Source organism: Pseudomonas putida group bacterium ESBL64, from assembly GCF_045277175.1.
Lineage (GTDB): Bacteria > Pseudomonadota > Gammaproteobacteria > Pseudomonadales > Pseudomonadaceae > Aquipseudomonas > Aquipseudomonas alloputida.
Window position 1 is genome coordinate 486,099 of the sequence record NZ_CP145799.1, and the last position, 26,089, is coordinate 512,187.

Annotated in this window: 21 protein-coding genes and 1 riboswitch; of the genes, 8 read left to right on the forward strand and 13 right to left on the reverse strand. The window is 64.3% G+C overall.

Annotated features, from left to right (window positions below):
• Positions 1-43: 43 nt before the first annotated feature.
• The 4 genes from V6093_RS02165 to V6093_RS02180 all read right to left on the reverse strand — a co-directional run bounded on the left by V6093_RS02165 (position 44) and on the right by V6093_RS02180 (position 6,001).
• On the reverse strand, positions 44-1,000 hold the full coding sequence (locus V6093_RS02165; protein WP_003247896.1) for a helix-turn-helix domain-containing protein: 957 nt from the start codon (positions 998-1,000) through the stop codon (positions 44-46).
• 148 nt (positions 1,001-1,148) lie between these two features.
• Positions 1,149-3,233, reverse strand: a complete 2,085-nt coding sequence (locus V6093_RS02170; RefSeq protein WP_047603837.1) for a hydantoinase/oxoprolinase family protein — start codon at positions 3,231-3,233, stop codon at positions 1,149-1,151.
• A 13-nt stretch (positions 3,234-3,246) separates the two neighbouring features.
• A complete protein-coding gene (locus tag V6093_RS02175) occupies positions 3,247-4,992 on the reverse strand; it encodes a hydantoinase B/oxoprolinase family protein (RefSeq protein ID WP_033725242.1) in 1,746 nt (581 codons plus the stop codon).
• 154 nt (positions 4,993-5,146) lie between these two features.
• Positions 5,147-6,001 (reverse strand): LysR family transcriptional regulator, encoded by an 855-nt coding sequence (locus V6093_RS02180; RefSeq protein WP_003247901.1) that lies wholly within the window; start codon positions 5,999-6,001, stop codon positions 5,147-5,149.
• 92 nt (positions 6,002-6,093) lie between these two features.
• Between V6093_RS02180 and V6093_RS02185 the strand changes: the two genes are divergently transcribed.
• Complete coding sequence (locus V6093_RS02185; RefSeq protein ID WP_004577017.1) at positions 6,094-6,522, forward strand: multidrug/biocide efflux PACE transporter; 429 nt, start codon at positions 6,094-6,096, stop codon at positions 6,520-6,522.
• Positions 6,523-6,990: 468 nt separating this feature from the next.
• Here the strand turns inward: V6093_RS02185 and V6093_RS02190 are convergent, their stop codons facing one another.
• The 4 genes from V6093_RS02190 to V6093_RS02205 form a co-directional block, all read right to left on the reverse strand.
• A complete protein-coding gene (locus V6093_RS02190) occupies positions 6,991-8,010 on the reverse strand; it encodes a branched-chain amino acid aminotransferase (protein WP_003247906.1) in 1,020 nt (339 codons plus the stop codon).
• A gap of 136 nt (positions 8,011-8,146) precedes the next feature.
• Entirely contained in the window at positions 8,147-9,724 is a 1,578-nt protein-coding gene (locus V6093_RS02195; RefSeq protein WP_265980127.1) for an ATP-binding cassette domain-containing protein, read from the reverse strand.
• 171 nt (positions 9,725-9,895) lie between these two features.
• Entirely contained in the window at positions 9,896-10,258 is a 363-nt protein-coding gene (locus V6093_RS02200) for a hypothetical protein (RefSeq protein WP_004577131.1), read from the reverse strand.
• A complete protein-coding gene (locus tag V6093_RS02205; RefSeq protein ID WP_004577132.1) occupies positions 10,255-10,407 on the reverse strand; it encodes a hypothetical protein in 153 nt (50 codons plus the stop codon). Before V6093_RS02205 ends, V6093_RS02200 begins: the two co-directional genes overlap by 4 nt.
• Positions 10,408-10,507: 100 nt before the next feature.
• Positions 10,508-10,725: riboswitch (cobalamin riboswitch) on the forward strand.
• Positions 10,726-10,824: 99 nt separating this feature from the next.
• Here V6093_RS02205 and cobW point away from each other — a divergent pair.
• From cobW to V6093_RS02225, 4 genes are all read left to right on the forward strand, one after another.
• Positions 10,825-11,892, forward strand: coding sequence for a cobalamin biosynthesis protein CobW (gene cobW, locus V6093_RS02210; protein WP_004577133.1), 1,068 nt, complete (start codon positions 10,825-10,827; stop codon positions 11,890-11,892).
• A 3-nt stretch (positions 11,893-11,895) separates the two neighbouring features.
• A complete protein-coding gene (gene cobN / locus V6093_RS02215) occupies positions 11,896-15,657 on the forward strand; it encodes a cobaltochelatase subunit CobN (RefSeq protein WP_047603834.1) in 3,762 nt (1,253 codons plus the stop codon).
• 1 nt (position 15,658) lies between these two features.
• Complete coding sequence (locus tag V6093_RS02220) at positions 15,659-16,672, forward strand: ATP-binding protein (RefSeq protein ID WP_004577135.1); 1,014 nt, start codon at positions 15,659-15,661, stop codon at positions 16,670-16,672.
• Between the two features lie 77 nt (positions 16,673-16,749).
• The gene (locus V6093_RS02225; protein WP_012052138.1) at positions 16,750-17,340 is read left to right on the forward strand and encodes a VWA domain-containing protein; all 591 of its coding nucleotides are present in this window, start codon (positions 16,750-16,752) and stop codon (positions 17,338-17,340) included.
• 106 nt (positions 17,341-17,446) lie between these two features.
• Here V6093_RS02225 and V6093_RS02230 read toward each other — a convergent pair whose 3' ends face one another.
• Entirely contained in the window at positions 17,447-17,713 is a 267-nt protein-coding gene (locus V6093_RS02230) for a hypothetical protein (protein WP_003247923.1), read from the reverse strand.
• 341 nt (positions 17,714-18,054) lie between these two features.
• Here V6093_RS02230 and V6093_RS02235 point away from each other — a divergent pair, with 341 nt between their 5' ends.
• Positions 18,055-19,380, forward strand: a complete 1,326-nt coding sequence (locus tag V6093_RS02235) for a sigma-54 dependent transcriptional regulator (protein ID WP_003247925.1) — start codon at positions 18,055-18,057, stop codon at positions 19,378-19,380.
• A gap of 705 nt (positions 19,381-20,085) precedes the next feature.
• On the opposite strand, the gene V6093_RS02240 is transcribed toward V6093_RS02235, so the two are convergent.
• On the reverse strand, positions 20,086-22,086 hold the full coding sequence (locus tag V6093_RS02240) for a U32 family peptidase (protein ID WP_003247926.1): 2,001 nt from the start codon (positions 22,084-22,086) through the stop codon (positions 20,086-20,088).
• Between the two features lie 214 nt (positions 22,087-22,300).
• Entirely contained in the window at positions 22,301-22,681 is a 381-nt protein-coding gene (locus V6093_RS02245; RefSeq protein WP_004577524.1) for a RidA family protein, read from the reverse strand.
• A gap of 136 nt (positions 22,682-22,817) precedes the next feature.
• Between V6093_RS02245 and V6093_RS02250 the strand changes: the two genes are divergently transcribed.
• A complete protein-coding gene (locus V6093_RS02250) occupies positions 22,818-23,510 on the forward strand; it encodes a tRNA (adenine(22)-N(1))-methyltransferase TrmK (protein WP_004577523.1) in 693 nt (230 codons plus the stop codon).
• Between the two features lies 1 nt (position 23,511).
• Here the strand turns inward: V6093_RS02250 and V6093_RS02255 are convergent, their stop codons facing one another.
• The gene (locus tag V6093_RS02255; protein WP_003247932.1) at positions 23,512-23,772 is read right to left on the reverse strand and encodes a DUF2790 domain-containing protein; all 261 of its coding nucleotides are present in this window, start codon (positions 23,770-23,772) and stop codon (positions 23,512-23,514) included.
• Between the two features lie 124 nt (positions 23,773-23,896).
• On the opposite strand from V6093_RS02255, the gene V6093_RS02260 reads away from it, so the two are divergent.
• Complete coding sequence (locus V6093_RS02260; protein WP_003247933.1) at positions 23,897-24,829, forward strand: LysR family transcriptional regulator; 933 nt, start codon at positions 23,897-23,899, stop codon at positions 24,827-24,829.
• Between the two features lie 101 nt (positions 24,830-24,930).
• Here V6093_RS02260 and V6093_RS02265 read toward each other — a convergent pair whose 3' ends face one another.
• A complete protein-coding gene (locus tag V6093_RS02265; protein ID WP_003247935.1) occupies positions 24,931-26,082 on the reverse strand; it encodes an acyl-CoA dehydrogenase family protein in 1,152 nt (383 codons plus the stop codon).
• Positions 26,083-26,089 lie beyond the last annotated feature (7 nt).

Sequence of the window (26,089 nt, forward strand, 5' to 3'; positions counted from 1 at the left end):
CGACGGTGCCCCTGTGGAAGCGGGCCATTTTCCGTTGTTGTGATCAGTGCGCACGCGTAGCCCGCACCTCGCTCGCCGTGCACCCATACTGCTGGCGAAATGCCCGGGTGAACTGCGCCTGATCGGCAAAGCCCCAGCGAAATGCCAGTTCGCCGATCGCCAGGTGGCAATGCGGGTCAAGCAGTTGCCGGTGCACGGCCTCCAGGCGTTGACGGCGTACCCACTCGCCAAGGGTGTAGGGCGTGATCGCGAACAACTTGTGCAGATAACGCAGCGACAGCCCACAGGCGCTGGCGATGGTTTGTGGCGACAGCTCGGGGTCACCCAGGTTTTGCTGCACGTACTGCTCGACCCGCGTCAGGTGCAGGGTGCTGAGGTTGCTGCCTTCGCTGCCCAGCACGCGCTCATCCTGTTGCAAGGCCAGCAGCAGGGTGGCGGAGGCCTGTTCCAGCAGTAGATGCCGGGCTGCCGGGGGGCTGGTGTCGAAATGGCGGGCACACAGGTCGAGTTGCTCGACGAAGATGCGCCCCAGGCCCTGACGGGCATCGAAGCAATGCCGGGTATAGCGCTTGTGCCCCAGCAGGTTGGCTTTGAGCGCACGCTCGGGCAGCTTGAGCACCCACAAGTCGTTCTGCGTGCCGTAGTGGAAGCGGTAGGGTGCATCGCCGCGCTCGACGATGAAACCGCCCGGGCTGCAACTGATCTGGTGGCCGTCCTGTTCGAAGTGCACCTCGCTGCCATGCGGTACGGTCACCAGGTAGAACGCTTCATGGTCCTGGCCGATATGCGCGTTGCTGCGCGAGTAACCCAGCTGGCTGGACCGCAGGCGCGACAGGCTGAGCGGCGTGCTCGGCGTACTCCAGCGCTGCAGGTGGCCATCGAATGGCTGTCCGGCAGCAAATTCAAGGCTCAGTGGGAAATAGGTGTCACTGATGGCTTCGGCCCAGCGTGCCTGGCGTTCAGGCTGTGGCCAGCCGTGGGTCGAGAGTTCTGTGGGCATGGTGGGTCCTTTTTCAAAGAGGGCAGCATTGAAAAAAGGAACTGCAGGCAAGCTACTCAAGCAGCTCTTGTTATTGTAAAAACCGCCCGGCAGCGCAAAACTGCCGGGCGGTTGTCAGGCCCATGATCGGCGCGCGCCGACCGCAAGATCAACCCCCGCGTGTCACTCGGTAGGTGGCCGAAGGCTCCAGGCGAGCTTGCCAGCCGGGTGGCAGGACAATGTTGGTGGTGTCTTCCTCGATCACACAGGGGCCATGCACGGTCTGCCCTGGCAACAGGTGGTTGCCGTTGAACACCGGTGTGGGCTGCCATTCACCGTCGGCACTGAACAGCATCGGGCGGACGGATTGCGCGGCGGGGGCGGGGGGCTCGGCCGGCCCCTGCAGCTCGGGTTGCGGCGGGCGTGGCAGGTGGCCGATCACCGAGCACTCCAGGTTCACCAGCTCCACCGGGCTGTCGGGTTCGCTGTACGAGTACAGGGTCTGGTGGCGGCTGTGGAAGCGGCTGACCAGCGCGGCCAGCCCTGCCTCGTCCAGGCTGTGCTGCTGCAGGTCCACACTGCACTCATGAATCTGCCCCAGGTAGCGCATCTCCAGGGTGTAGTGGCAGCTGCTGGCCTGGTCGCCAAAACCGTCTTCGCGCAGGTTGGCCAGGCCTTGCTCACGCAGCGCGGTGAGGGTCTGGTTGAGTTGCGCCAGGTCGACGTGCCCGGCGTCCAGTCGCATCGACAGGCTGGTGAGCTGGTCGTAGCGCACGTCGGACAGGATCTGGCCGAACGCACACAAGCCCGAGGCCACCTTGGGGATCAGCACGGTGTGCATGCCGATTTCTTCGGCCAGGCGCACCACGTGCATGCCCGCCGCACCGCCTGCGCCGATCAGGGCGAAGTCACGCGGGTCGTGACCGCGCTCGATCGATACGCGGCGGATGCCGTTGACCATGTTCAGGTTGACCAGGGTGGTGATGCCGAATGCCGCGCGTTCCACACTGATGCCCAACGGTTCGGCGATCGTGCTCCGGATGGCGTCCAGCGCGGCCTGGCGGTTCAGGCGGATACTGCCGCCCAGCAGTGCGCCGTCGGGCAGGTAGCCAAGTGCCAGGTTGGCGTCGGTGACCGTGGGTTCGCGGCCACCCTTGCCGTAGCACACCGGCCCAGGCATGGCGCCGGCGCTGCGCGGTCCGACCTGGAGCATGCCAAACTCGTCCAGGTGGGCGATGGAGCCACCGCCGGCACCCAGGGTCTCCACCTGGATCATCGGCACGCCGATGCGCTGGCGCAGGAAGTCCACGTCCTTGCTGAAGTTGGTGCGTCCGGCGTTGGTCAGGGTGATGTCGAACGAGGTGCCGCCCATGTCCACGGTGATGACGTTGTCGATCCCGAACGGCCTCGCTACCGCCAGCCCGGCTTGTGGCGCTGAGGCCGGACCGGAGTTGATCGCGTTGACGGCGCGCTCACGCATCAGGTGCCCGGGCGCCAACCCGCCATTGGACTGGAAGTAGCGTACTGGCTGCTGTGCGCCAAGTGCCTGAAACAGGCTGTCGATGCGCGCCACGTAACGTGCCATTACCGGGCTGAGGTAGGCGTTGACCACGGTGGTGGAGGTGCGGGTGTATTCGCGAATCTGCGGGAACACCTCGCAGCCGGTGCAGACGAACACCTCGGGCAGGGCAGCCCGTACCAGTTCGGCGGCCCGTTGTTCGTGGCTGGGGTTGCGCACCGACCACAGGAAGGAAATGGCCACGGCCTGCACGCCTTCGGCACGGAAGTAGTCGATGGCGGCATGGATGGCGGCTTCGTCCAGCGGGCTGTGCTCACGGCCATCGCCAAGGATTCGGCCACCGATCGGGCGGCGCAGGTGGCGTGGGGCAAGCATGTGTGCCGGCGGGTAGTGGGCGTCGTAGCGGTGGCCCTCTTCCTTGTGGCCCAGGCGGATTTCCAGGCTGTCCTCGTGCCCCTCGGTGCACAGCAGGCCCACCTTGACCCCGGTGCGCTCGATCAGCGCGTTGAGGGCCACGGTGGTGCCGTTGATGCACAGGTCACAGTTGGCGATCAGTTCGGCCGGGCTGCGCCCGGTGGCGTCAGCAATCTGTGCCAGGCCAGCGCGAATGGCCAAGGTGCCGTCCTGCGGCGTGGAGGGGGCCTTGAACAGCTGCACGCCGCCGTCGCGATCGGCCAGGATGAAATCGGTGAAAGTGCCGCCGGCGTCTACGCCCAGGCGATATTGGTTACGCATGCGTGTTCTCCGGTTAGCGCGGGGCGCGGGCAAGGTGGGTGGCTGTTTCGTCCAATTGGCCATCGGCATCGAGGACCACGCCATATTCCAGGGCTGCGCCTTGTGGCGAGACCAGGCCGTTGCGCACGTCCTCCAGTACTGCTGCGACCCGACGGCGCAGTGGGTCGCCGTAGCCACCACCCCCTGGGTTGATGTTGATGATGCGTTCGCCGGGCTGCAGGGTGAGCATGGGGTTCTGCGTGTAGTGGTCTTCGCGGCCATCGGCATGGCGATGGATCAGCCGGCCCAGTTTGGGCTCGAGCAGGGCATTGCGAGCCCCGGCGGCACCAGCGGTGGGCAACTGGCGGCCCTCGCCGAAGCCGACCACGGTCATGGCGTGGTCCAGTGGCTCGATCTCCAGGCGGGTGCCCGAACCCCCGCGTAACTCACCGGCGCCACCACTGTCGGCCATCAGGCTGTAGCGGTGGATCAGCACCGGATAAGCGTGTTCGAGCAGCTCGATGTCACCGCTCATCAGCGCCCCGAAGCAGCACAGCGGGCCGCAGGCGTGCCAGCCATCCATCACCTTGTTGGCACCGGCACCGGAAATGATCGAGGCCAGCACCATCGTCACGTACTCGCTATTGCCGTTGCGCGGGTCGCGGCCGGCAATGTTGATGCCGCTGGTATGCCCCCAGGAGGCCGTTACCCGCTGTGGCGAGGCCTGCTCCAGTGCCGTGCGCACGGCATCGGCGAGGGTTTCCATCGGCGTGGTGGTGCAATTGACGTGAGGCGCGGGTTCCTCGGCATTGCACAGCGTACCCCTGGGGCCGACATCGACCGTTACGCAGCGATACAGGCCTTCGTTGTAAGGCGGCGCCACCTGGGCGAACATCATCAGCCCCAGGTAAACCCCGGATACCGAGTTGCCCTCATAGGAATTGATGAAGTACGGCACCTGCGGCGGGCTTTCGATGCGCACATGGGCCTGGTCGCCACGGATCTGCACATGGGCGGTGATGGCCAGTTCACCCAGGCCGTGGCCGGCATCTTCGAGCACGGCGGTGCCGCTGTAGTCACCATCCGGCACATCGCGCAACAGCGTCCGCATGTGTCGGTCGGCCATGTTCTTCAGTTCGGCGATGCAGGCACGCACCTGTGCCACGCCGTACTTGTCCAGCAGCTCCAGCAAGTGCCGCTCGCCGACCTTGCAGGCGCCATACTGGGCATTGAGGTCGCCTTCCTGATAGGGGCGGGCGCGCATGTTGGTGAGCATGAAGTTGATCACGTCCTCACGACGCTTGCCCTTTTCCCACAGCTTGACCGGTGGAATGCGCAGGCCTTCGGCATAGATCTCCTTGGCATCGGGGTTGTAGCCCGCCGGCACCGGGCCGCCGATGTCGGTCAGGTGGCCCTTGCAGACGGTCCAGAACACCAGCTCGCCCTGGTAATACACCGGTTTGTACATGCAGCAGTCGAGAATATGGCTGCCCTTGTAGGCGGGGTCGTTGTGGTAGATCACGTCGCCTTCGGCGATGTCGTCGCCGAAGAACTCGGCCACGCATTTCATGGCCGGTATCAGCGAGCCCAGGTGGATGGGAATGTCCTGGCCCTGCAGGATCATTTCCGGCAAGTGGTCGAACAGCGAGTTGGAATAGTCGTGTGCCAGGTTGAACACACTGGAGCGCCCGGTCTTTTCCAGGGTCAGGGTCATTTCGCGTTGCGCTGTCTCCAGCGCACCCCGGACAACCGCAAGGGTGATCGGATCTACTGTCTGCATAGGTCACCAACGTTTGTTCTTGTGCTTTTTGGGTGCGTGCCGCAGCGGGGCGGCGCGTGGTGACAGGCTAAGGGGCGGGGTGGGGGGAAGGCTTGTCGCTGGGTGTACCGGTTGTTGTGTCTGGGCGCACTTCAAGTTCGGGCAGGCGACACAACTATTGCCCCAACATCTGTCGCACCAGCCATTGCCCGGCCGGCCCCAAGGCACGCCGGCTCGACCAGGCCACATCCATATCCACCCGCCGGGGGTAACCCGCTATCTGCAACTCCACCAGCTCGTTGCCAAACCGTTTTACCAGCGCCCTGGGCAGCTCGGCCCAGCCAAACCCGCGCACGGCGAACTCCAGCAGGGTAAGGTAATCCGGTGCCGACCACGCTTGGCCACGGCCATGGTGCAGGCTGGGGGCATAGGTCTTGATGTACAGCTGTCGTGCGTTCTCCAGATGCTGCGCCTTTACCTGCGCCAGGCTTGCCAGCGGATGCTCGCTGGCGACATACACGCCGAACTCTGCCTGCTCCGGCAAGCGCGCCACGGCCACGTCGGCGGGGTAGCCGGGCTGTGTGGCAAGGATGCCGACATGGGCCAGGCCCTGCTGGATCATCTCGATCACATCAGCGTCCTCCGCCGGGCCGCAGCGTAGCTCGGTATGGGGGTAGTGCTGGGCAAAACGAGTCATCACCGCCCCCTGGAACGTTACGCTGTAGCTGTCCGACATCACCACAGATACCAGCGCCTCGACATTTTGCGCCAGTCGCACTGCCAGCGCATCGAGCTGGGCGCTGGCATCGAGAATCGCCTCGACATGGCTCAGCACCTGCCTGCCCGCCTCATTGAGCGTGGGGTGGCGGCCATTGCGGTCAAACAGCGGGCAGCCGATATCGGCCTCGAAATTGGCGATGGCGATGCTGACAGTGGACTGGCTTTTGCGCAGCTTGCGCGCCGCCGCAGAAAACGAACCGAGTGAGGCGGCTTCGGTAAAGGCGACCAGAGCTTCGGGAGAGTAACGCATGGTATTGATAAAACCGATGGTAGCTATGTCGCGAGTATCAGTTCTATCAAAGAAAATGGGAAGCACGACTCCCGCAATGGATGGAATGTGCAATGAAAAACGTGTCTTTCACCGAACGCCTGGTCCACGCCGTTGGCTATGAAGTTTTTGCGGTACTGCTGTGTGCGCCGCTGCTGTCCTGGATCATGGGCAAGTCGTTGGCAACGGCGGGCGCGCTGGCGGTGACCCTGTCGGTGATCGCCATGCTGTGGAACATGGTTTACAACGCACTGGTTGATCGCTGGGTGCAAACCGAACGCATCAACTGGAAGGCCAGTACGCGTTTCGTGCACGGTCTTGGCTTCGAAGCCGGCCTGGTGGTGTGGTGCCTGCCGGTGGCGGCTTGGATGCTGGAGATTTCGCTGCTGCAGGCGTTCATGGTGGAGCTGGGCTTCTTCGTGATCATCCTGCCCTACACCGTGGTCTACAACTGGGCGTTCGACAAAGCCCGGCACCTGCTGGTGCAGCGGCACCTGGCATGATTCTGCCACCTGGCGCGGTTCACTGATCGGAGGTGGACACAGGTCGGTGGTTGGGGACAGGCCGTCGTAGGAGCGGGTTCACCCGCGAAAGGGCCGGGCCTGCTGGCCAATCTCCACCCGCCGTTCACCGTCGCTGCCGCCACCGTATTCGCGGGTAAACCCGCTCCTACCATGGGGGGCACAGGTCGGTTGTTGGGCGCAGGCCGCCGTAGGAGCGGGTTCACCCGCGAAAGGGCCGGGCCTGCTGGCCAATCTCCACCCGCCGTTCACCGTCGCTGCCGCCACCGTATTCGCGGGTAAACCCGCTCCTACCACGGTGGTGGACACATGTGGGGGGGTGGGCGCAGCCGGTGTCATGCCCCGCGTCGCCTGCTTTGCGGGTACAACCGCCCAAGGTGACCGTATAAACCCATGAAAAACGGGGCATGCCATCGCTGGCATGCCCCGTTTTCATACAGCTGATGCGCCTCAGGCGACCTTGACGATCCAGCCTGCCGGTGCCTCTACATCGCCGCTCTGGATACCGGTCAGCTCGTTGTAGAGCTTCTGGGTAACCGGGCCGACCTTTTCCAGGTCGTGGAACACGTGCAGCTTGCCGTTGTACTCGATGCCGCCGATCGGGGTGATCACGGCTGCGGTACCGCAGGCACCGGCTTCGACGAAGCGGTCCAGCTTGCTGATCTCGACATCGCCTTCGATCACGGTCAGGCCCAGACGCGATTGCGCCAGTTCCATCAGCGAGAGGCGGGTGATGCCTGGCAGTACCGAGGCCGATTTCGGGGTGACGAACTCGTTGTTGGCGGTGATGCCGAAGAAGTTGGCCGAACCGACTTCCTCGATCTTGGTGTGGGTCAGCGGGTCGAGGTAGATGGCGTCGGCGAAGTTGGCCTTCTTCGCTTCAGCACCCGGCTGCAGGCTGGCAGCGTAGTTGCCACCGACCTTGGCCGCGCCGGTGCCCTGTGGGGCAGCACGGTCGAAGCTGGAAATCTGGAAGTTGTGCGGCTTCATACCGCCCTTGAAGTACGAACCAACCGGGATGGCGAACACCGAGAAGATGAACTCGGGGGCGGTGCGCACGCCAATGTTGTCGCCGGTGCCGATCACGAACGGGCGCAGGTACAGGGCGCCTTTGCCGTGCGGTGGCACGAACTTTTCATTCGCCTTGACCACTTGCTTGCACGCTTCGATGAACACATCGGTCGGCACGTGCGGCATCAGCAGGCGTGCGCAGCTGCGCTGCATGCGGGCCGCGTTCTGGTCCGGGCGGAACAGGTTGATCGAGCCGTCCTTGCAACGGTAGGCCTTCAGGCCTTCGAAGCACTGCTGGCCGTAGTGCAGGGCCGTGGAGCCTTCACTGATGTGCAGTACGTTGTCTTCGGTCAGGGTGCCCTTGTCCCACTCGCCATTGCGCCATACGGACAGGTAGCGTTTGTCGGTCTTGATGTAGTCGAAACCCAGCTTGTCCCAATTAATGCTTTCGTTGCTCATGACACCCTCATTGTCTTGCAAGTGCCCGATCGCTCGGGCTGCTGTTATATGCGCACCATGCCACCTTAAACCATCCTTGGCGGATCGGGAACGGCCAGTCACGAATTGATAGGCTGCGATGCTTTTTTTTCGGTGTCTACAACAGCAAGTACTCATCCAGCGCCAGGTTTTCCAGCAATACCGCATCATGGGACGCCACTATCAGCGCCCCGCGAAACTGCCCAAGCATACCTTCCAGGGCTGCCAGCGATGGCAGGTCCAGGTGGTTGCCGGGTTCGTCCAGCAGCAACAGATCGAGCGGCCGTTCGCGGTACAGCACGGCGGCCAGCGCCGCCTTCATACGCTCGCCGCCGCTCAGCAGGCTACTGGGCAGTTCGATACGGGCCGCATCCAGGCCCAGTTGCGCCAGGCGGCTGCGCAATTTTCCCTGGGCCAGCGTCGGGTTGGCTTGGCGCAGGTGTTCGAGCACGCTGCGGTTGCCTGCCAGTGTGCTGCAGTGCTGGTCGAGTAGGGCGGTCTCGCCACTGAGGCGCACATTGTCGGGCGATGCTGGCAATTCCCCATTCAGCAGCCTGAGCAGGGTGGACTTGCCACTGCCATTGGCGCCGATCAGCCCTACGCGCTGGCCCAGGCACAAGCGCAGGTCAAGCGCTTTGCGGGTGCCATGGGGCAAGCAAAGTGCCTGCAAGGCCAAGACCTCTCGGCCCGGATGACGCTGAGGAGTGGGCGCGTGCAAGGTAATAGCGCTGTCTTGCTCCACCTCGCGGGCGGCGTCACGCACTTTGCCCAGTAGCGTTTGCCGAGCATCGCGATGGTCGCGGCGCTGCTTGCCAGCAGTGGCCTGGCTGCGCTCCTGCTTGCGGTCGACCAGGATTTTGGCCTGGTTGGCGTGCTTGGCTTGGCGCCCGGCCCGGGCTTGATGGCGCTCCAGGTCTTCGCGTTGGCGCTGCAGTTCACGGGCCTGGCGTTGCTGCTCCTGCTTCAGCCGGGCAAGTTGCTGCTGCGCCTGCGCCGTCTGGTTGGCTTTTTGCGCACTATAGAGGCTGTAGTTGCCACCGTAGGCCTGCAAGCCCAGGCTGGATAATTCGACAATGCGTGCCATGTGCGCCAGCAGGCTGCGGTCGTGGCTAATCACCAGCAAGCCACGGTCCCAGGCTTCGATCATGCTCAGCAGCTGGGCACGGGCGTTGCTGTCCAGGTGATTGCTTGGCTCATCGAGGATCAGGTAATCGGCATCGCTGAGCCACGCGCCAATCAGTGCCACGCGCATGGCTTGGCCACCGCTCAGGGTCCGTGCGGGCTGGCGCCAGTCGAGTTGACCCAGCCCGTGGCCCTCAAGCTGCAGCTGCAATTGCTCGCGGATATCCCAGCGCTCGCCAACGGTGTCGAAATCCTGGGGCTTGATGCTGCCTTGCTCGATGCGCTCCAGCGCCGCAATCACCGGCCCCACTTGGGCCAGGTCGGCCAGCGTGGCGCTGCGCGCGATGACTTGCTGGTCCAGCAAATGGACAGGCCCGAGGCGCCGACAATGGCCGCTGCTCGGTTCACGCCGGCCGGCAAGAATCTGCCCTAGCAGGCTTTTGCCCACGCCATTGCGCCCGACCAGGCCGGTGCGGCGTTGGTCGAAGGTTTCGTTGAGGTTGCTAAACAGCGGCCTGCCATCAGGCAAGGCCAAGGAGACGCTGTCCAGCGTCAGAATCGACGTGTTCGTCATGCACAACTCCACAAATGCCGCGACATCTCCGGAACGAACCGGAGGCTGAAGACTGGCCGTCGAACGGACGGCGGCATCAATGGCGCATTGGACGAACACCTCGTCATTTAGAGAATGCGTAGCCTAACGGACCGTCTGGGGCCGGGTAAAGCACCGGCTGCCGGTTGGGGCTCAGCGCTGCGTCTGCAAGCGCTTGGCCCAGTCTCCGCCGTGGCCGTGCGCGCAGGCTTCTTCACTGTCGAATCGTACATGCCAGGCCGGATGGTCCAGCTCAATGCCGGCTTGCTCCAGCGCCAGAGCGGTAAGTGCCAGCATGCGCGCCTTCGCATCACCGACCACGGCCGCTGCCTTGTCGGCCTCTTGCTCGAATACCCAGGTAATACGCAGGCTGCTCGGAAAGTCCTCCGGGTTGAGGCGATGGGTTAGCCAACAGAAGCCGACAATCTCCGCCTTGGCGGTTTCGCAGGCATCGGTCAGGCATGCCACCAACTCCCGCTCCAGGCGGCCTATTTCGCGTTTGCCCAGTGCCTTCATGGGTTGGCCTCGTCATCGATCTGCTGGCAAAAGCGCAGGTGGTTGTCTAACGGGGCCTGCCCCTGCACCTGCAGACAATCCAGGTAGAAAGCCTTGGCCTTGTCGGCCGAGAACATGCGCAGTACCGGTAGGGCGGGGGCGAGGGGCATGGGGCGTCCTTGTCCGTTGAAAAGGTGCCACTGTAGCGCAGTTGCTCCCCTTATGGTCGACCAGCCGGCAGCAATGGTTGACCACCCGCCAGCCACTGCGTAGCCTTGCCCACTTCGAGGTTCTTCGGCCTGGCCGAAGCTAAGACGGGAACGCGGTACAAGCCGCGGCTGCCCCCGCAACTGTAAGCACCGACAACGGATCGACACAGCCACTGCGCCAGCGCGCGGGAAGGCGTCATCCCGCCAGCCCGCTGTTCGACTGAACGGGGACATGGAACGGTGCAAGCCAGGAGACCTGCCTCGTCACGTTTTCGACTTTCAACCGGGCGGGGTGATCCGGTGGCGAACAAGCCCGGCCGGCCTGGCCTGCGGCTGTCGTCCTGCATGCCCGCGCCACACTGCCAAGGGCAATGCGACATGAAAACACTGGCCAAGCTCCCCGTCACCATCGTCACCGGCTTCCTCGGATCGGGCAAGACCACCTTGCTGCGCCACATGCTCGACAACGCCCAGGGGCGCCGCATTGCGGTCATCGTCAACGAGTTCGGCGAACTGGGCATCGATGGCGAGATCCTCAAGCAGTGCAGCATCGGGTGCACCGAAGAAGAAGCCAGCGGCCGCGTCTACGAGCTGGCCAACGGCTGCCTGTGCTGCACCGTGCAGGAAGAATTCTTCCCGGTGATGCGCGAGCTGGTGGCCCGCCGTGGCGACCTCGACCACATCCTCATCGAAACCAGCGGCCTGGCCCTGCCCAAGCCATTGGTACAAGCGTTCCAGTGGCCGGAAATCCGTAACGCCTGCACCGTCGATGCGGTCATCACCGTGGTCGACAGCCCGGCCGTGGCCGCTGGCACCTTTGCTGCCTACCCGGACCAGGTCGATGCCCAGCGCAAGCTCGACCCTAACCTGGACCATGAATCGCCCCTGCATGAGCTGTTTGCTGACCAGTTGGCCAGCGCCGACCTGGTGGTGTTGAACAAGGCCGACCTGATCGACGCCGAAGGCCTGGCCAAGGTGCGTGCCGAGGTGGCCGAAGAACTGCCGCCGGCGGTGAAGGTGATCGAGGCCAGCAGCGGCAAGCTGCCACTGGAGGTGCTGCTGGGCGTGGGTGCCGAGTCCGAGGCGCATATCGATGGCCGCCGAACCCACCACGATTCGCACCACGATGGCGACGATCATGACGATCATGACCACGACGCTTTCGACTCTATCTCAATCGACCTGCCTGAAGCCGACGAAAGCCTGCTGCTCGATGCGCTGACCCTGCTGGTGGTGGAGTTCGGTATCCTGCGCGCCAAAGGCTTCGCCGCCATCCCGGGCAAGCCGATGCGCCTGCTGGTACAAGGCGTGGGCACCCGTTTCGACAAGCACTTCGACCGCGCCTGGCGCGCCGATGAGCCGCGCATCACCCGCCTGGTGCTGATCGGCCAGGACCTCGATGCTGCCCAGCTGGAAGCGCGCCTGCGCCAGGCACTGGGCGCCTGACCCATGCACCTGCTGCGGACCCAGCCCGGTGGTTTCGTACCGGATGACAGCATTGCCGACCTCGGCCAGACACCCGCCGAGCTGGTGATTCTCTGCAGCGGCGATTCACACCTGGCCTTGCTCGCCGACACCGCCGAGCAATTGCCCGAAGACTTTCCCAGCCTGCGCCTGGCCAACCCGATGCAGGTGCAGAACCATGCCTCGGTCGACCTGTATGTCGACCAGGTGCTGCGCCACGCCAAGGTCATCCTGGTGTCGCTGCACGGTGGCGTTGGTTACTGGCGCTATGGTGTCGAACAACTGGTCGAGCTGGCCGCCCGTGGCGTGCAGCTGATTCTGGTGCCGGGCGATGACCGCCCGGACCCGGAGCTGACCCGCCTGGGCAACGTCCGCGGTGAGCAGGCCGAGCGGCTTTGGCATTACCTGCGCCAGGGCGGCAAGGCCAACGCCATCAACCTGTTCAACTGCCTGGCTAGCCAATGGCTGGGCCGCGACTATGCCTGGGACGAGCCGCAGCCTTTGCCGCGCACGGCGGTCTATCACCCCGCCAAGGGCAGTGCGACACTCGAGGACTGGTACCCGCACTGGCACCCCGAGCAGCCAGTGGCGCCGTTGCTGTTCTACCGTTCGCACCTGCAAGCGGCCAATACCGCCTTCATCGACGTGTTCTGCCAGCGCCTGCAGGCTGCCGGCCTGAACCCGTTGCCGATCGCCGTGGCCAGCCTCAAGGAAAGCGCCTGCCTGGAACAGGTCGAAGCCTGGCTGGACGAGGTCGGCGCCGAAGTGCTGGTCAATACCACCGGTTTCGCCTTGTCCAGCCCCGAGCGCCCCAACCTGCGCCCGTTTCGCCGCGACATCCCGGTGCTTCAGGCCATCTGCGCGCAGGACAACCAGCCAGGCTGGGAAGCCAGCGAGCAGGGCCTGGGCGCGCGCGACCTGGCCATGCACATTGCATTGCCGGAGCTGGACGGGCGCATCATCACGCGCCCGGTCAGCTTCAAGGACATGGCCTGGCGCAGCGAGCGCAGCCAGTCCGACGTTGTCTGCTACCGCGCCCACCCCGAGCGCATGGACTTTGTCGCCGAGCTGGCCCGCCGCTGGGTCGAGCTGGCCCGCCTGCCCAATGCCCAGAAGCGTGTGGCCCTGGTGCTGGCCAACTACCCGACTCGCGACGGCCGCATTGGCAATGGCGTCGGCCTGGACACGCCCGCCGCCGCACTCAACATCCTCAAGGCGTTGCAGGCCGAAGGCTATCCGCTGGCCGAGTTGCCGGGCAGCGGTACGCAACTGATCCACCAACTGCTCGGTGGGGTGACCAACGACCTCGACCACCTCGACCAGCGCCCCTGTGCCCAGAGCCTGAGCCTGGCCGATTACCAGGTGGCCTTCGAGCGCCTGCCGCAGGCCAACCGCCAGGCAGTGCTGGAACGCTGGGGGCCGCCCGAACAGGATCCGATGTACCGCAGCGGCCGGCTGATGGTTGCCGGCCTGCGCTTTGGCTTGACCTTCGTCGGTATCCAGCCGGCGCGGGGCTACCAGGTGGACCCTAGCGCGGTGTATCACGACCCTGACCTGGTGCCACCGCATGGCTACCTGGCATTTCACTTCTGGTTGCGTCACGCATTTGCCGCCGATGCGGTGATCCACGTCGGCAAGCATGGCAACCTCGAATGGCTGCCCGGCAAAGGCGTCGGGCTGTCGGCGCAGTGCTGGCCGGACGCGCTGCTGGGTCCGCTGCCGAACATCTACCCGTTCATCGTCAATGACCCGGGCGAGGGTGCCCAGGCCAAGCGCCGCACCCAGGCGGTGATCATCGACCACCTGATGCCGCCGCTGACCCGTGCCGAAACCTATGGCCCGCTGCGCCACCTGGAACAACTGGCCGACGAGTTCTATGAAGCGCAGTTGCTCGACCCACGGCGTGCCCGCGAGTTGCAGCGTGACATCCTCGAGCTGGTCAAGGCCAACCACATCGACCGTGAATTGCAACTGGAAGGGCAACTGGACGATGCGGCGCTCTGGCTGCCGCGCCTGGATACCTACCTGTGCGACCTGAAGGAGTCGCAAATTCGCGATGGCCTGCACGTGTTTGGTCAGTCACCTGAGGGGCGGCTACGCCTGGATACGCTGCTGGCGTTGTTGCGGGTCGAGCGTGGCGACGGCCGTGGCGGTAATGCCAGCCTGCTGCGGGCTTTGGCCAAAGCACTGGTGCCGGGCTGGGACCCGCTCGACTGCGACCTTGGGCAGCCGTGGCAGGGCATACGCCCTGAACAGCTGCAGGCCATGAGCAATGAACCTTGGCGCACCTGTGGCGACACCCGCGAGCGCCTTGAGCTGCTGGCACTGCAGGTGATCGGGCAGGCACTGGAGGGCACGGCACAGTTACCCGACCTGAGTGAGTGGCAACCGGTGCACGCTGTAGTGCAAGCCCTGCGTGAAGCGGTCGCACCCAGCCTGGACGCCTGCGGCACGGCTGAAATGCATGGCCTGCTGGCGGCACTGGCCGGGCGCTTCGTGCCCGCCGGCCCCAGTGGTGCGCCTAGCCGAGGGCGCCTCGATGTGCTGCCCACTGGCCGCAACTTCTATACGGTGGACGTGCGCAACCTGCCCACCACCACAGCCTGGCGCCTGGGCTTCGCCTCGGCCAGCCTGATCCTCGAGCGCCATCTGCAGGACCACGGCGATCACTTGCGTCAGCTCGGCCTGTCGGTGTGGGGCACGGCGACCATGCGCACCGGCGGCGACGACATCGCGCAGGCCATGGCGCTGATGGGCGTGCGGCCTGTCTGGGCCACCGGAAGCCAGCGCGTCGACGACTTCGAAATCTTGCCGTTGAGCCTGCTCGACCGCCCGCGGGTGGATGTGACCTTGCGCGTTTCCGGCTTCTTCCGCGATGCCTTCGGTAACCTGATCCGCCTGTTCGACGCCGCCGTGCAGGCCGTGGCCGCGCTGGACGAACCTGACGACCTCAACCCCCTGGCTGCCCGTGTGCGCAGCGAGCGGGCCGCGCTGCAGGCTCAAGGCGTGGATGCCGAGCAGGCTGCACGTCAGGCTGGCTGGCGGGTGTTCGGTGCCAAACCCGGCGCTTACGGTGCCGGGGTGCAGAACGCCATCGACGGGCGCTTGTGGCACAGCCGCGATGACCTGGCAGAGGTCTACCTCAACCACGGCGGCTATGCCTACGGCGGCAGCGACGACGGCACCCCGGCCCGCGCCCAGTTCGCCCAGCGCCTGGCCAAGGTGCAGGCGGTGCTGCAGAACCAGGACAACCACGAGCACGACCTGCTCGATTCCAACGATTACTACCAGTTCCAGGGCGGCATGCTGGCGGCCTCGGAAACCCTGTCCGGGGCGGTGGTGGCCAGCTACCATGGCGACCACAGCCAGGCCGACCGACCGCGCATCCGTACTCTCAAGGAAGAGCTGAACCGGGTGATCCGCGCGCGTGCGCTCAATCCCAAGTGGATCGACGGGGTCAAGCGTCACGGCTACAAGGGTGCCTTCGAGATGGCCGCGACAGTCGACAACCTGTTCGCCTTCGACGCCACCACGCACCTGATCGACGACCATCATTACCAGGGGCTGGCCGATGCCTATGTGCTCGACCCGGCGACCCGCGATTTCATGCGCGAGCACAACCCCGAGGCCCTTCGCGACCTCACCGAGCGCCTGCTGGAGGCCCAGCAGCGCGGCTTGTGGCAGGCGCCGGGCGACTACCGCGAAGCCCTTGAGGACCAACTGCTCGATGGCGAGGAACAGGCTTGAAATGAGTGAACCCGTACAATTTCCGCTGGCGGCCGTGGTCGGTGCAGACGACCTCAAGCTGGCGCTGTGCCTGACCGCCATCGACCCCAGGATCGGTGGTGTGCTGATCGAAGGGCCGCGTGGCATGGCCAAGAGCACCCTGGCCCGTGGCCTGGCCGACCTGCTTGGCGAAGGCCCGTTCGTCACCTTGCCATTGGGCGCCAGTGAAGAGCGGTTGGTCGGCACCCTCGACCTGGATGCCGCGCTGGGGCAGGGCAAGGCGCAGTTTTCCCCGGGCGTGCTGGCCCAGGCCGACGGCGGTGTGCTGTATGTCGATGAGGTCAACCTGCTGCCCGACACCTTGGTCGATCTGTTGCTTGACGTGGCTGCCAGCGGCACAAACCGTATCGAACGTGACGGTATCTCGCATCGGCACAGCGCCCGCTTCGTACTGATCGGCACCATGAACCCGGAAGAGGGCGAACTGCGCCCGCAGTTGCTCGACCGTTTCGGCTTGAACGTGGCGCTGGAGGGCTTGCCGGAGCCCGAGGCCCGGCAGCAGATCATTCGCCGCCGTCTGGCCTTCGACAGTGACCCTCAGGCGTTCTGCGCACACTGGGCCCAGGCCCAGGCGCAACTGCGCGAGCGCTGCCACGCGGCGCGCCAGGCCTTGGCCGACATTGCCCTGGATGACCAGGCGCTTGCCTGGATTACCGAGCGCTGCTACGCCGCCGGCGTGGACGGCCTGCGCGCCGACCTGGTGTGGCTGCGCGCTGCGCGCGCCCACTGTGCCTGGCGTGGGGCTGCAGCTATCGAAGAAGTGGATGTCGAGGCGGTGGCCGAATTCGCCCTGCGCCATCGCCGCCGTATGACGCCCCAGGCCAGCCCGCCGTCGGCGCCACAGCCGCCTGACCAGCAGCCCGGCGCCGGCAACCCGGGCGAACAGGGTGGGCAGGGCGACTGGGGGGCATTACCGGCACAGCCGGTAGCCAGCGGCGCCCGCCGCGAGGTGCCGAACTGGGCAAAAAAGCCCTGAGCATCCCCCAGCCACCAGCCAACGGGGCGGATGCCAGAACGGGCATAGGCAAGCAGAACGGTACCCGCCGTGGCCTCGTGCGAAATGCGGCGGCCGGCCGGGTAGCCTGGCTGCCGACCTTGCTCAAAGGGCGGCCACGCCAGCGACAGGACCTGTGCTGGCAGCAGCGCCAAGGCAGGCCGGCAGAATTGTGGCTGGTGATCGTCGATGCCTCGGCTTCAACCCGGCGCCATCAGGCGCTGGCACAGACCAAAGGGCTGCTGGCGGCATTGTTCGACCAAGCCTATCGACAACGCGCCCGCCTGGCCCTGCTGACTGCCAGCGGGCGCACACCACAGTGGCAGCGCCACGGGCTGAAGGCATCCGCTGCCTTGCAACCCTGGCTGCAGGCCTTGGGAGCAGGTGGGGGCACGCCGCTGATCGCCGCACTGGAACAGGCGCGGCACTGGCTACAGGCGCGGCAGCGAGCCCATCCGCAAGAGGCCTTGCGTTGCCTGGTGTTCACCGACGGTCGCCTGCAGCACAGCAATACCGTGCAGCCGATGCCATGCGCCACGTTGTTGGTCGATATGGAACTGGCGCCCGTGCGCCTGGGACGCGCTCAGCGTCTGGCAGAACAATTGCAGGCTGATTACCAGCACTTGCAACAATTCAAGGTGGTGGATTGAACTGGCAGGTTGCGACACGTTGTCGCAATTGGGAAAGTTGCCACAACAGCAACAGAGAAGTTGTACAAGTGCGTGACCATGCACGCACTTGTTGTGCTGGCCAATATTACTTCGGCATCGACCACGGTTGCAGGTCGTAGCCCTTTTCACACAATTCGGCGCGCACTTCTTCGATCAGGCTGGCCCACTGGGCCGGGTCGGAGTAGATGCGCGACGACACTTGCTTGGCGCCGATGCGGGTGCTGGTCCGGTCGATCACTGCCAGGCTCAGTTCACCAGTACCGTTGGGTGCATCCCAGGCTACGCACTGGAAAGGTTCGAAGGCGTGGTCGGCAATCAGCAGTGCTTCGTTGACACGGAGCGGGGCATTCATGGTTCGGTCTCTCTATGGTCCCAAACATCGAAGTGAAGTCCGCGTTGCTTCAAAGTCGCCTCATTGATCGCGAAGTGCAGCGCGGGGTTATGTCTACTGATGCTCGTTGTTCGTGGGTAAGTCACACATTGGCTGTAAATTTTTTTTCAGGGTCGACGCTGTTCTTGCCTGCGCCGCCATGTGATGTCGATAAAGTGCGAAAATTCCCGTGGCGGTTTGTAAAAAAATGATTCGGCAGACAGACGGTACTGGGAACCGTCAACTTCGTTGCTACTGTTAAACGGGCGCCACAACTTGCTGTTTTACTTCAAAAAACCAAAAACTGGCGCCAAGGATCGGTCATGCAGCAGCCTGCCGCTCAACGCCGTTTGCTTATCGTCGACCCCTGCGACGATTGCCACCGCTTGTTACCTGGCCTGCGCAACGCAGGCTGGGATGTGGACAGCTGTATGCTCGGGGCTGCGCTGGACCACACGTGCGATGTCGGGCTATTGCGCTTGCAGGCTTCGCACCTGAGGCACCCGGACGCGGTCAAGGACATGATCAAGCGCAGCAACACCGAATGGATTGCCGTGCTCAGCGCCGATCAGTTGCGCATGCCGGCGTTCGGTGATTTTGTGTGTGAGTGGTTTTTCGACTTCCATACCCTGCCGTTCGACGTCTCCCGCGTGCAGGTAACCCTGGGCCGGGCCTTCGGCATGGCGCGCTTGCGCGGCAAGGGGGCCATCAAGGTCGATGAGGCAACCCATGAGTTGCTCGGCGAAAGCCGGCCTATCCGCGAGTTGCGCAAGTTGCTGGGTAAACTGGCACCCACCGAATCGCCTGTGCTGATCCGCGGGGAGAGCGGCACCGGCAAAGAGCTGGTGGCGCGCACCTTGCACCGTCAGTCGCAACGCAGCGAGCAGCCGTTCATCGCGATTAACTGCGGGGCGATCCCCGAGCACTTGATCCAGTCCGAACTGTTCGGCCATGAGAAGGGCGCCTTTACCGGTGCCCACCAGCGCAAGACCGGGCGTATCGAAGCGGCCGATGGCGGCACATTGTTTCTTGATGAAATCGGCGACCTGCCGTTGGAATTGCAGGCCAACTTGCTGCGTTTTTTGCAGGAGAAGCACATCGAGCGCGTGGGTGGCAGCCAGCCCATACCGGTGGATGTACGGGTGCTGGCGGCCACCCATGTGGACCTTGAGCGGGCCATCGAGCAAGGGCGTTTCCGCGAAGACCTGTATTACCGCCTGAACGTATTGCAGGTGGTGACCGCGCCGTTGCGCGACCGGCATGGTGACCTGTCGATGCTGGCCAACCATTTTGCCCATTTCTACAGTGTGGAGACCGGGCGTCGGCCACGGTCGTTCAGCGACCATGCCCTGGCGGCGATGGGGCGGCATGACTGGCCGGGCAATGTGCGCGAACTGGCCAACCGCGTGCGCCGCGGGTTGGTGCTGGCCGAAGGACGGCAGATCGAGGCGCAGGACTTGGGGTTGCAACTGCTCGACCCGGAACAACAGCCGCTGGGCACGCTGGAAGAATACAAGCAGCGCGCCGAGCGCCAGGCGCTGTGCGATGTGCTCAACCGGCACAGCGACAACCTGAGCGTGGCGGCCAAGGTGCTGGGCATTTCACGGCCGACGTTCTATCGGTTGTTGCACAAGCACCAGATACGCTGAGCGCTGCTGAGGTACGCTTGCGCTGTTCTTTGAAGCCGCTCTTACACAAGCCCGTGTAGGAGCGGGTTCACCCGCGAAAGGGCCGGGCCTGCTGGCCAATTTCCACCCGCCGTTCACCGTTGTCGCGGCTACCGTATTCGCGGGTAAACCCGCTCCTACCGGGGAACCACAAGCCTGCGTAGGCGCGGGTTTACCCGCGAAAGGGCCGGGCCTGCTAGCCAATGTCCACCCGCCGTTCACCGTTGTCGCGGCTACCGTATTTGCGGGTAAACCCGCTCCTACAGGGGAAGCACAAGCCTGCGTAGGAGCGGGTTCACCCGCGAAAGGGCCGGGCCTGCTGGCCAATTTCCACCCGCCGTTCACTGTTGTCGCGGCTATCGTATTCGCGGGTAAACCCGCTCCTACCGGGGAGCCACAAGCCTGCGTAGGCGCGGGTTTACCCGCGAAAGGGCCGGGCCTGCTGGCCAATGTCCACCGGCCGTTCACTGTTGTCGCGGCTACCGTATTCGCGGGTAAACCCGCTCCTACCGGGGAACCACAAGCCTGCGTAGGAGCGGGTTTACCCGCGAAAGGGCCGGGCCTGCTGGCCAATTTCCACCTGCCGTTCACCGTTGTCGCGGCTACCGTATTCGCGGCTAAAGCCGCTCCTACAGGGAACCACCAAAACCACAAGCCCGTGTAGCGAAGAGGCCCTGCCCGGCGAACTCAGTGCGGTCCGCGCGGGATGGTCTTGAGCAAGTCTTCGGGGCTGATATGCCCCACCACCTGGGCCACCGCGCTGCCCGGGGTCGGCAGGTCGATGATGTGGCTCTTCATCTTGCCGATCACATGCATCTCGCACGGCTTGCAGTCGAACTTCAGGGTCAGCACTTCGTCACCCTGAATCAGCTGCATCGGTGCCACCTTGGTACGCACGCCGGTCACGCCCTTGGCCTGCTTGGGGCACAGGTTGAAGGAGAAGCGCAGGCAGTGCTTGGTGATCATCACCGGCACTTCGCCGTGTTCTTCATGCGCTTCATAGGCCGCATCGATCAGTTGCACACCGTGGCGGTGGTAGAAGTCGCGGGCCTTCTGGTTGTATACGTTGGCCAGGAACGACAGGTGCGACTCGGGGTACACCGGCGGTGGCGTGGTCTCGGCCTTGCGCCCGCCACGCGGATGCGCCTGCACGCGTGCTGCAGTCAGTGCCTCGATGGCTTCGCGGCGCAGGGCCTTGAGCTGCGAGTTGGGAATGAAGTACGCCTGCGGGGCATCCAGTTCGATGCGGTCGGCGTGGTACAGGGTGGTGCCCAACTGGCCGAGCAGGTCGTGCAACTGCTCCAGTGCCTGCTGCGGCTTGTTGGCTACGCCGAATGGGCCGTCCAGGGCCACCTGCACGCTCACGCCTTCTTCACTGCTGAGGGTAAGCATCAGGCGCTGCTCGCGCAGGACGGCGTGCCACTCCACGCCGACCCGGCGTTCGGAGGAGGTGCGTTGCAGGGCCTGTTGCCAATTGTGGTCGAGGTTGCGCGACAGCGGGTGGTTGGGCCGCAGCTTGTGCAGGCCTTCGGGCATTTCGTTGGGCTCGACGCGATAGCGGTAGCGCTTCTGGCCGTCTTCTTCGAATTCGCCCCGCGGTTCGGCGATGTTGGCGCGGAAGCCCACCACTTCGCGCTTGACCAGCACATTGAGGCCGTCGCCGTTGGTCAACGGTACGTCGGTGACCACTTGCATGTCACGCTTGCCGACCTTTTCCACTACGCCCACCGGCAGGCCGGTGAAGGTTGGCGAGTCGAAGGCGCCGATATCGACCTTGCGGTCGGTCACGAAGTAGTCGGTGCTGCCGCGGTGGAAGGTTTTATCCGGGTCGGGCAGGAAGAAGTGTTCGGTACGGCCGCTGGACGCGCGGGCGTACTGAGGGCGGTCTTCAAGGATGGCATCGAGCTCTTTGCGGTAATGGGCGGTGATGTTCTTCACATAGCCCATGTCCTTGTAGCGGCCCTCGATCTTGAACGAGCGCACGCCGGCATCGACCAGGTCAGCCAGGTTGGCGGTCTGGTTGTTGTCCTTCATCGACAGCAGGTGTTTCTCGAACGCAACCACGCGGCCCTGGTCATCTTTCAGCGTGTAGGGCAGGCGGCAGGCTTGCGAGCAATCACCACGGTTGGCGCTGCGGCCGGTCTGCGCATGGGAAATGTTGCATTGGCCAGAGAACGCCACGCACAGCGCGCCGTGGATGAAGAACTCGATGGCGGCATCGGTTTCGGCGGCGATGGCGCGGATTTGCTGCAGGTTCAGCTCCCGCGCCAGTACCAGTTGCGAGAAGCCAGCCTGGTCGAGGAACTTGGCCCGTTCCAGGGTGCGGATGTCGGTCTGGGTGCTGGCATGCAGCTCGATCGGCGGGATGTCCAGCTCCATCACCCCAAGGTCCTGCACGATCAGCGCGTCAACGCCGGCATCGTACAGCTGGTGAATCAGCTTGCGCGCCGGTTCCAGCTCGTTGTCGTGCAGGATGGTGTTGATGGTGGTGAACACGCGTGCATGGTAGCGATGGGCGAACTCGACCAGCTCGGCGATATCGCTGACTTCGTTGCAGGCGTTATGGCGCGCGCCGAAGCTCGGGCCGCCGATATAGATGGCGTCAGCGCCGTGCAGGATCGCTTCACGGGCGATGGCCACGTCACGGGCAGGGCTGAGCAGTTCCAGGTGATTCTTTGGAAGGGACATGTCTTTATATTTTCGGGCTGTCACGGTTTAGGCGGGCATTGTAGCGGTGAAACGGGCTGGCGGCATCATTGGGGTGCCGAGAGGTGCGGGATTGGCTGCGGGTACGCGCAACTGTGGGAGCGGCCTTGCGTCGCGAAAGGGCCGCAGAGCGGCCCCGGCGATGTTGCGGTCAGTCAACGATGCTGGGGGCGCTACGCACCCCAACAAGCGCAGCTCAGCGCTTGGCAGCCATCGCCGTCACTTCCACACGCATGCCTTCAAAGGCCAGCGAAGCCACACCCACCGCCGCACGCACCGGCCAGGGCTTGCTGAAGAAGCGCTGGTACACCTCGTTGAACGCCGCGCGGTCGGCCATGTCGGTCAGGTAGATGGTCAGGTGCAGCACGCGGTCCATACCGCTGCCGGCCTTCTCCAGGGCCACTTTCAGCGCCTGCAGGGTGCATTCGCTCTGCTCGACGATGCCGCCCAGTTCCAGGCTGCCGTCGGCGTGGGTCGGGATTTGCGTGGTGACCAGCACGCCGTTGTACTCGGCAACGTCCGAGGAAATCGACTCGGCGTCCGGGTCCGGGGTGTAGATGATGTCTGCATGTGCCATGGTGTGTCTGCCTTGCAACGGAAGGAAAACGGCAAGCCTACGCGAGCACACCAGCCCGGTCGAGGGTGCCTCGGCGTTTGAAATGCGCGGCGTTCGCCGTCAGAATCGCAGGCGATTGCAAAACCAGGGGTTTACGTTGAACGAACAGACTTTGTCCAGGCGCCTGGAGCGCGTGGCCGCCCATGTGCCACAGGGCGCGCGCCTGGCCGACATTGGCTCGGACCACGGCTACCTTCCGGTGGCCTTGATGCTGCGTGGCGTGCTCGAGGCCGCGGTAGCGGGTGAAGTGGCACAGACGCCGTTCGCCTCGGCCCAGCGCAATGTGCGCAGAAACGGCCTGCAAGCGCAGGTAACCGTGCGCCTGGCCGATGGGCTGGCAGCGGTCGAGCCGCAAGACCGTATCTCGGTGGTGAGCATCTGCGGGATGGGCGGCGACACCATGTGCGAGATACTCGAAGCCGGCAAGCAGCGCCTTGGCGGCGTCACGCGCCTGGTACTGCAGCCCAATGGCGGTGAGCGCGAACTGCGCCAGTGGCTGGCGGGCAATGGTTACCAGATCGTCAGCGAAGAGCTGCTACGGGAAAACCGCTTCGATTACGAGATCATCGTCGCCGAGCCGGGCAGGGGGGTGTATAGCGCTGAACAGCTGTACTTCGGCCCCGTGTTGATGCAGGAGAAAAGCGAGGCGTTTGTGGTCAAGTGGCGGCGCATGCTGCGGCAGAAGCAGCAGACCCTGGCCAATTTCCAGCGGGCCCGCGATGCGGTGCCTCAGGCGAAGATCGACGATTTCAATCAGCAGGTGGGCTGGATCACCCAGGTGCTGGCCTGACTCACTGCTGCGAGCAGTTGCCCATTTCCCGGTAGTCGATTTCGCGCTTCTGGCCCTGATGGTCGACGTACACCATGTGTGCGGTGCCTACCTGGCAGTCGGCTGCGTTGCTGGCCGGTGTGATGGAGATGACCTTGGCCACGTCCAGCGGCATGCCGTATTCATATTGGCTGCTGACTGGCTGGTTGTTGCCGGCATCGGCAAAAGCACCGAACGAGGCGAAGGCAGCGGCAATGGCAAGGACAGCGATCGAGCGTTTCATGACAGGCTCCTTTTTTAATGGATGGCTAATGATCTATTCATTGGTCATCCACAATAAATGGGCTAAACCGTGATAGATTCCTGCCTATAACGCAAGAATAAGACAAAGAAAGGAGCACACCTTCATGGACATGCTGCATGCCATGCGTACCTTCACCCGTGTGGTGGAATGTGGCAGCTTCGCTGCAGCTGCCAATGCTCTGGATATTTCTGCCGCGCAGGTTTCGCGCATCGTTGCCGAGCTGGAGAACCAGCTGCAGACCCGCCTGCTGCACCGCACCACCCGGCGCTTGCGCATGAGCGAGGCGGGTGAGCGGTTTCTGGAGCGTGCTCGGCAGATCATGCTGCTGACCGAAGAAGCCGTGGGCGAAGCGCGAGGGGCGCACCTCACGCCTCGCGGCCATCTGCGTTTGCACTGCCCGCACGGCATGGGGCTGTTGCTGATGCCGCTGGTGGCCGGCTACAACACGCTATACCCGGAAGTGGTGATCGAGCTGACGCTGTCGCAGCGTAACCCCGACCCGCTGGCAGAAGGGCATGACGTGGTGATCACCGTGGACGGTGCGCTGCCGGATTCGCAGCTGATCGCTGTGCCGCTGGGCAACATTTTCAGCATCCCCTGCGCGGCCCCCGGTTACCTGGATACCCACGGTGTACCGGAGCGCCCCGAAGACTTGCACGGCCATCGCTGCCTGCGCATGGCTTACCCGATGTACGAAGGCGACTGGGTGTTCCCGCAAGGGGTTGACCAGTGCGTGATTGCGCCGAATGACAGTTTTTCCACCAACGTTGCCGACGCCATGCTGGTGGCCAGCGAGCTGGGCATGGGCATTGGCCTGCTGCCGTTCTACACCGCCAGCGAGGCGATCGAGCAGGGGCGCTTGCGCCGGTTGTTGGCACCGTATCGGTTGAGGGAGAGTGCGCTGTATGCGATGTATCCGTCACGCCACTACCTGGACGCCAAGGTGCGCACCTGGATCGACTACCTCAAGGAGCAGTTGCCGGCGCTGTTCGAGGGGCATGCCAGGGTGGTGGATGACGCGCGGTATTGGCGCTGAGGCGAGAGGGTCCTGTGGGAGCGGGCGCGCCCGCGAACACCGGCAAAGCCGGTGCCAGCCACAGCGTCGCCCGCGCCCCCAAGAACCGCGTTGCCTTTGCGTTACAGCGGATAGTTTTTCAATTCCCGAGCAATCAGCATGCGCTGGATCTCGCTCGACCCTTCATAGATCTGGGTAATCCGCGCATCCCGGTAGTAGCGCTCCACCGGGTAATCTTCCAGATAGCCGTACCCACCATGCACCTGAATGGCCATCGAGCACACCCGCTCGGCCATCTCCGAAGCGAACAGCTTGGCCTGTGACGCTTCCGACAGGCACGGCTTGCCGGCGCTGCGCAGGCGGGCGGCGTGCAGGATCAGCAAACGTGCGGCGTTCACCTGCACCTGCATGTCGGCCAGCAGGTTGGCAATGCTCTGGTGTTCGTTGATCGGCTTGCCAAACTGTATGCGGTCACGCGAGTAGACCAGCGCCGCTTCGAATGCGGCGCGGGCGATGCCCAAGGCCTGGGCGGCAATGCCGATACGGCCGCCTTCGAGGTTGGACAGGGCAATGGCCAGGCCCTTGCCACGCTCACCGAGGATATTGGCGGCAGGAATGCGGCAGTTGTCGAAGGTCACTGCGCAGGTATCGGAGGCGCGAATGCCCATCTTGTGCTCACTGCGATCAACCTTGAACCCAGGGTTGTCGGTGGGCACCAGGAACGCCGACAGGCCTTTCTTGCCCAGCTCCGGGTCGGTCACTGCGAAGACGATCGCCAGGCCGGCACGGCGGGCATTGCTGACGAACTGCTTGGCACCGTTGATGACCCACTGGCCATCCACCAGCTCGGCGCGGGTGCGCAGGTTGTGCGCCTCGGAGCCGGCCTGTGGCTCGGTCAGGCAGAAGCAGCCAATCACCTCGCCGCTGGCCAGGCGTGGCAGCCACTGCTGTTGCTGGTCGGCGGTGCCGTAGGCCAGCAGCGGGCCGCAACCTACCGAGTTGTGGATGCTCATCATCGCCCCGGTGGCGCCGCAGCCGGCGGCGATCTCTTCCACGGCCAGGGCATAGGCGACATAGTCGGTGTAGCTGCCGCCGAAGTCCTCGGGCACCACCATGCCCAACAGGCCCAGCTCGCCCATCTTGCGCACCACGCCATCATCGATCCAGCCGGCCTTTTCCCAAGCCTGGGCATGGGGTGCGATTTCGCCACGGGCAAAGTCCCGGGCCATGTCGCGGATCATGATCTGTTCTTCGCTCAGTTCGAGGTCTTGCATCTGTGTA

Bases quoted from the DNA above. Each gene is read 5' to 3' on its own strand.
- V6093_RS02165 (WP_003247896.1), bottom strand. From the start codon at position 1,000: ATGCCCACAGAACTCTCGACCCACGGCTGGCCACAGCCTGAACGCCAG.
- V6093_RS02170 (WP_047603837.1), bottom strand. From the start codon at position 3,233: ATGCGTAACCAATATCGCCTGGGCGTAGACGCCGGCGGCACTTTCACC.
- V6093_RS02175 (WP_033725242.1), bottom strand. From the start codon at position 4,992: ATGCAGACAGTAGATCCGATCACCCTTGCGGTTGTCCGGGGTGCGCTG.
- V6093_RS02180 (WP_003247901.1), bottom strand. From the start codon at position 6,001: ATGCGTTACTCTCCCGAAGCTCTGGTCGCCTTTACCGAAGCCGCCTCA.
- V6093_RS02185 (WP_004577017.1), top strand. From the start codon at position 6,094: ATGAAAAACGTGTCTTTCACCGAACGCCTGGTCCACGCCGTTGGCTAT.
- V6093_RS02190 (WP_003247906.1), bottom strand. From the start codon at position 8,010: ATGAGCAACGAAAGCATTAATTGGGACAAGCTGGGTTTCGACTACATC.
- V6093_RS02195 (WP_265980127.1), bottom strand. From the start codon at position 9,724: ATGACGAACACGTCGATTCTGACGCTGGACAGCGTCTCCTTGGCCTTG.
- V6093_RS02200 (WP_004577131.1), bottom strand. From the start codon at position 10,258: ATGAAGGCACTGGGCAAACGCGAAATAGGCCGCCTGGAGCGGGAGTTG.
- V6093_RS02205 (WP_004577132.1), bottom strand. From the start codon at position 10,407: ATGCCCCTCGCCCCCGCCCTACCGGTACTGCGCATGTTCTCGGCCGAC.
- cobW (WP_004577133.1), top strand. From the start codon at position 10,825: ATGAAAACACTGGCCAAGCTCCCCGTCACCATCGTCACCGGCTTCCTC.
- cobN (WP_047603834.1), top strand. From the start codon at position 11,896: ATGCACCTGCTGCGGACCCAGCCCGGTGGTTTCGTACCGGATGACAGC.
- V6093_RS02220 (WP_004577135.1), top strand. From the start codon at position 15,659: ATGAGTGAACCCGTACAATTTCCGCTGGCGGCCGTGGTCGGTGCAGAC.
- V6093_RS02230 (WP_003247923.1), bottom strand. From the start codon at position 17,713: ATGAATGCCCCGCTCCGTGTCAACGAAGCACTGCTGATTGCCGACCAC.
- V6093_RS02235 (WP_003247925.1), top strand. From the start codon at position 18,055: ATGCAGCAGCCTGCCGCTCAACGCCGTTTGCTTATCGTCGACCCCTGC.
- V6093_RS02240 (WP_003247926.1), bottom strand. From the start codon at position 22,086: ATGTCCCTTCCAAAGAATCACCTGGAACTGCTCAGCCCTGCCCGTGAC.
- V6093_RS02245 (WP_004577524.1), bottom strand. From the start codon at position 22,681: ATGGCACATGCAGACATCATCTACACCCCGGACCCGGACGCCGAGTCG.
- V6093_RS02255 (WP_003247932.1), bottom strand. From the start codon at position 23,772: ATGAAACGCTCGATCGCTGTCCTTGCCATTGCCGCTGCCTTCGCCTCG.
- V6093_RS02260 (WP_003247933.1), top strand. From the start codon at position 23,897: ATGGACATGCTGCATGCCATGCGTACCTTCACCCGTGTGGTGGAATGT.
- V6093_RS02265 (WP_003247935.1), bottom strand. From the start codon at position 26,082: ATGCAAGACCTCGAACTGAGCGAAGAACAGATCATGATCCGCGACATG.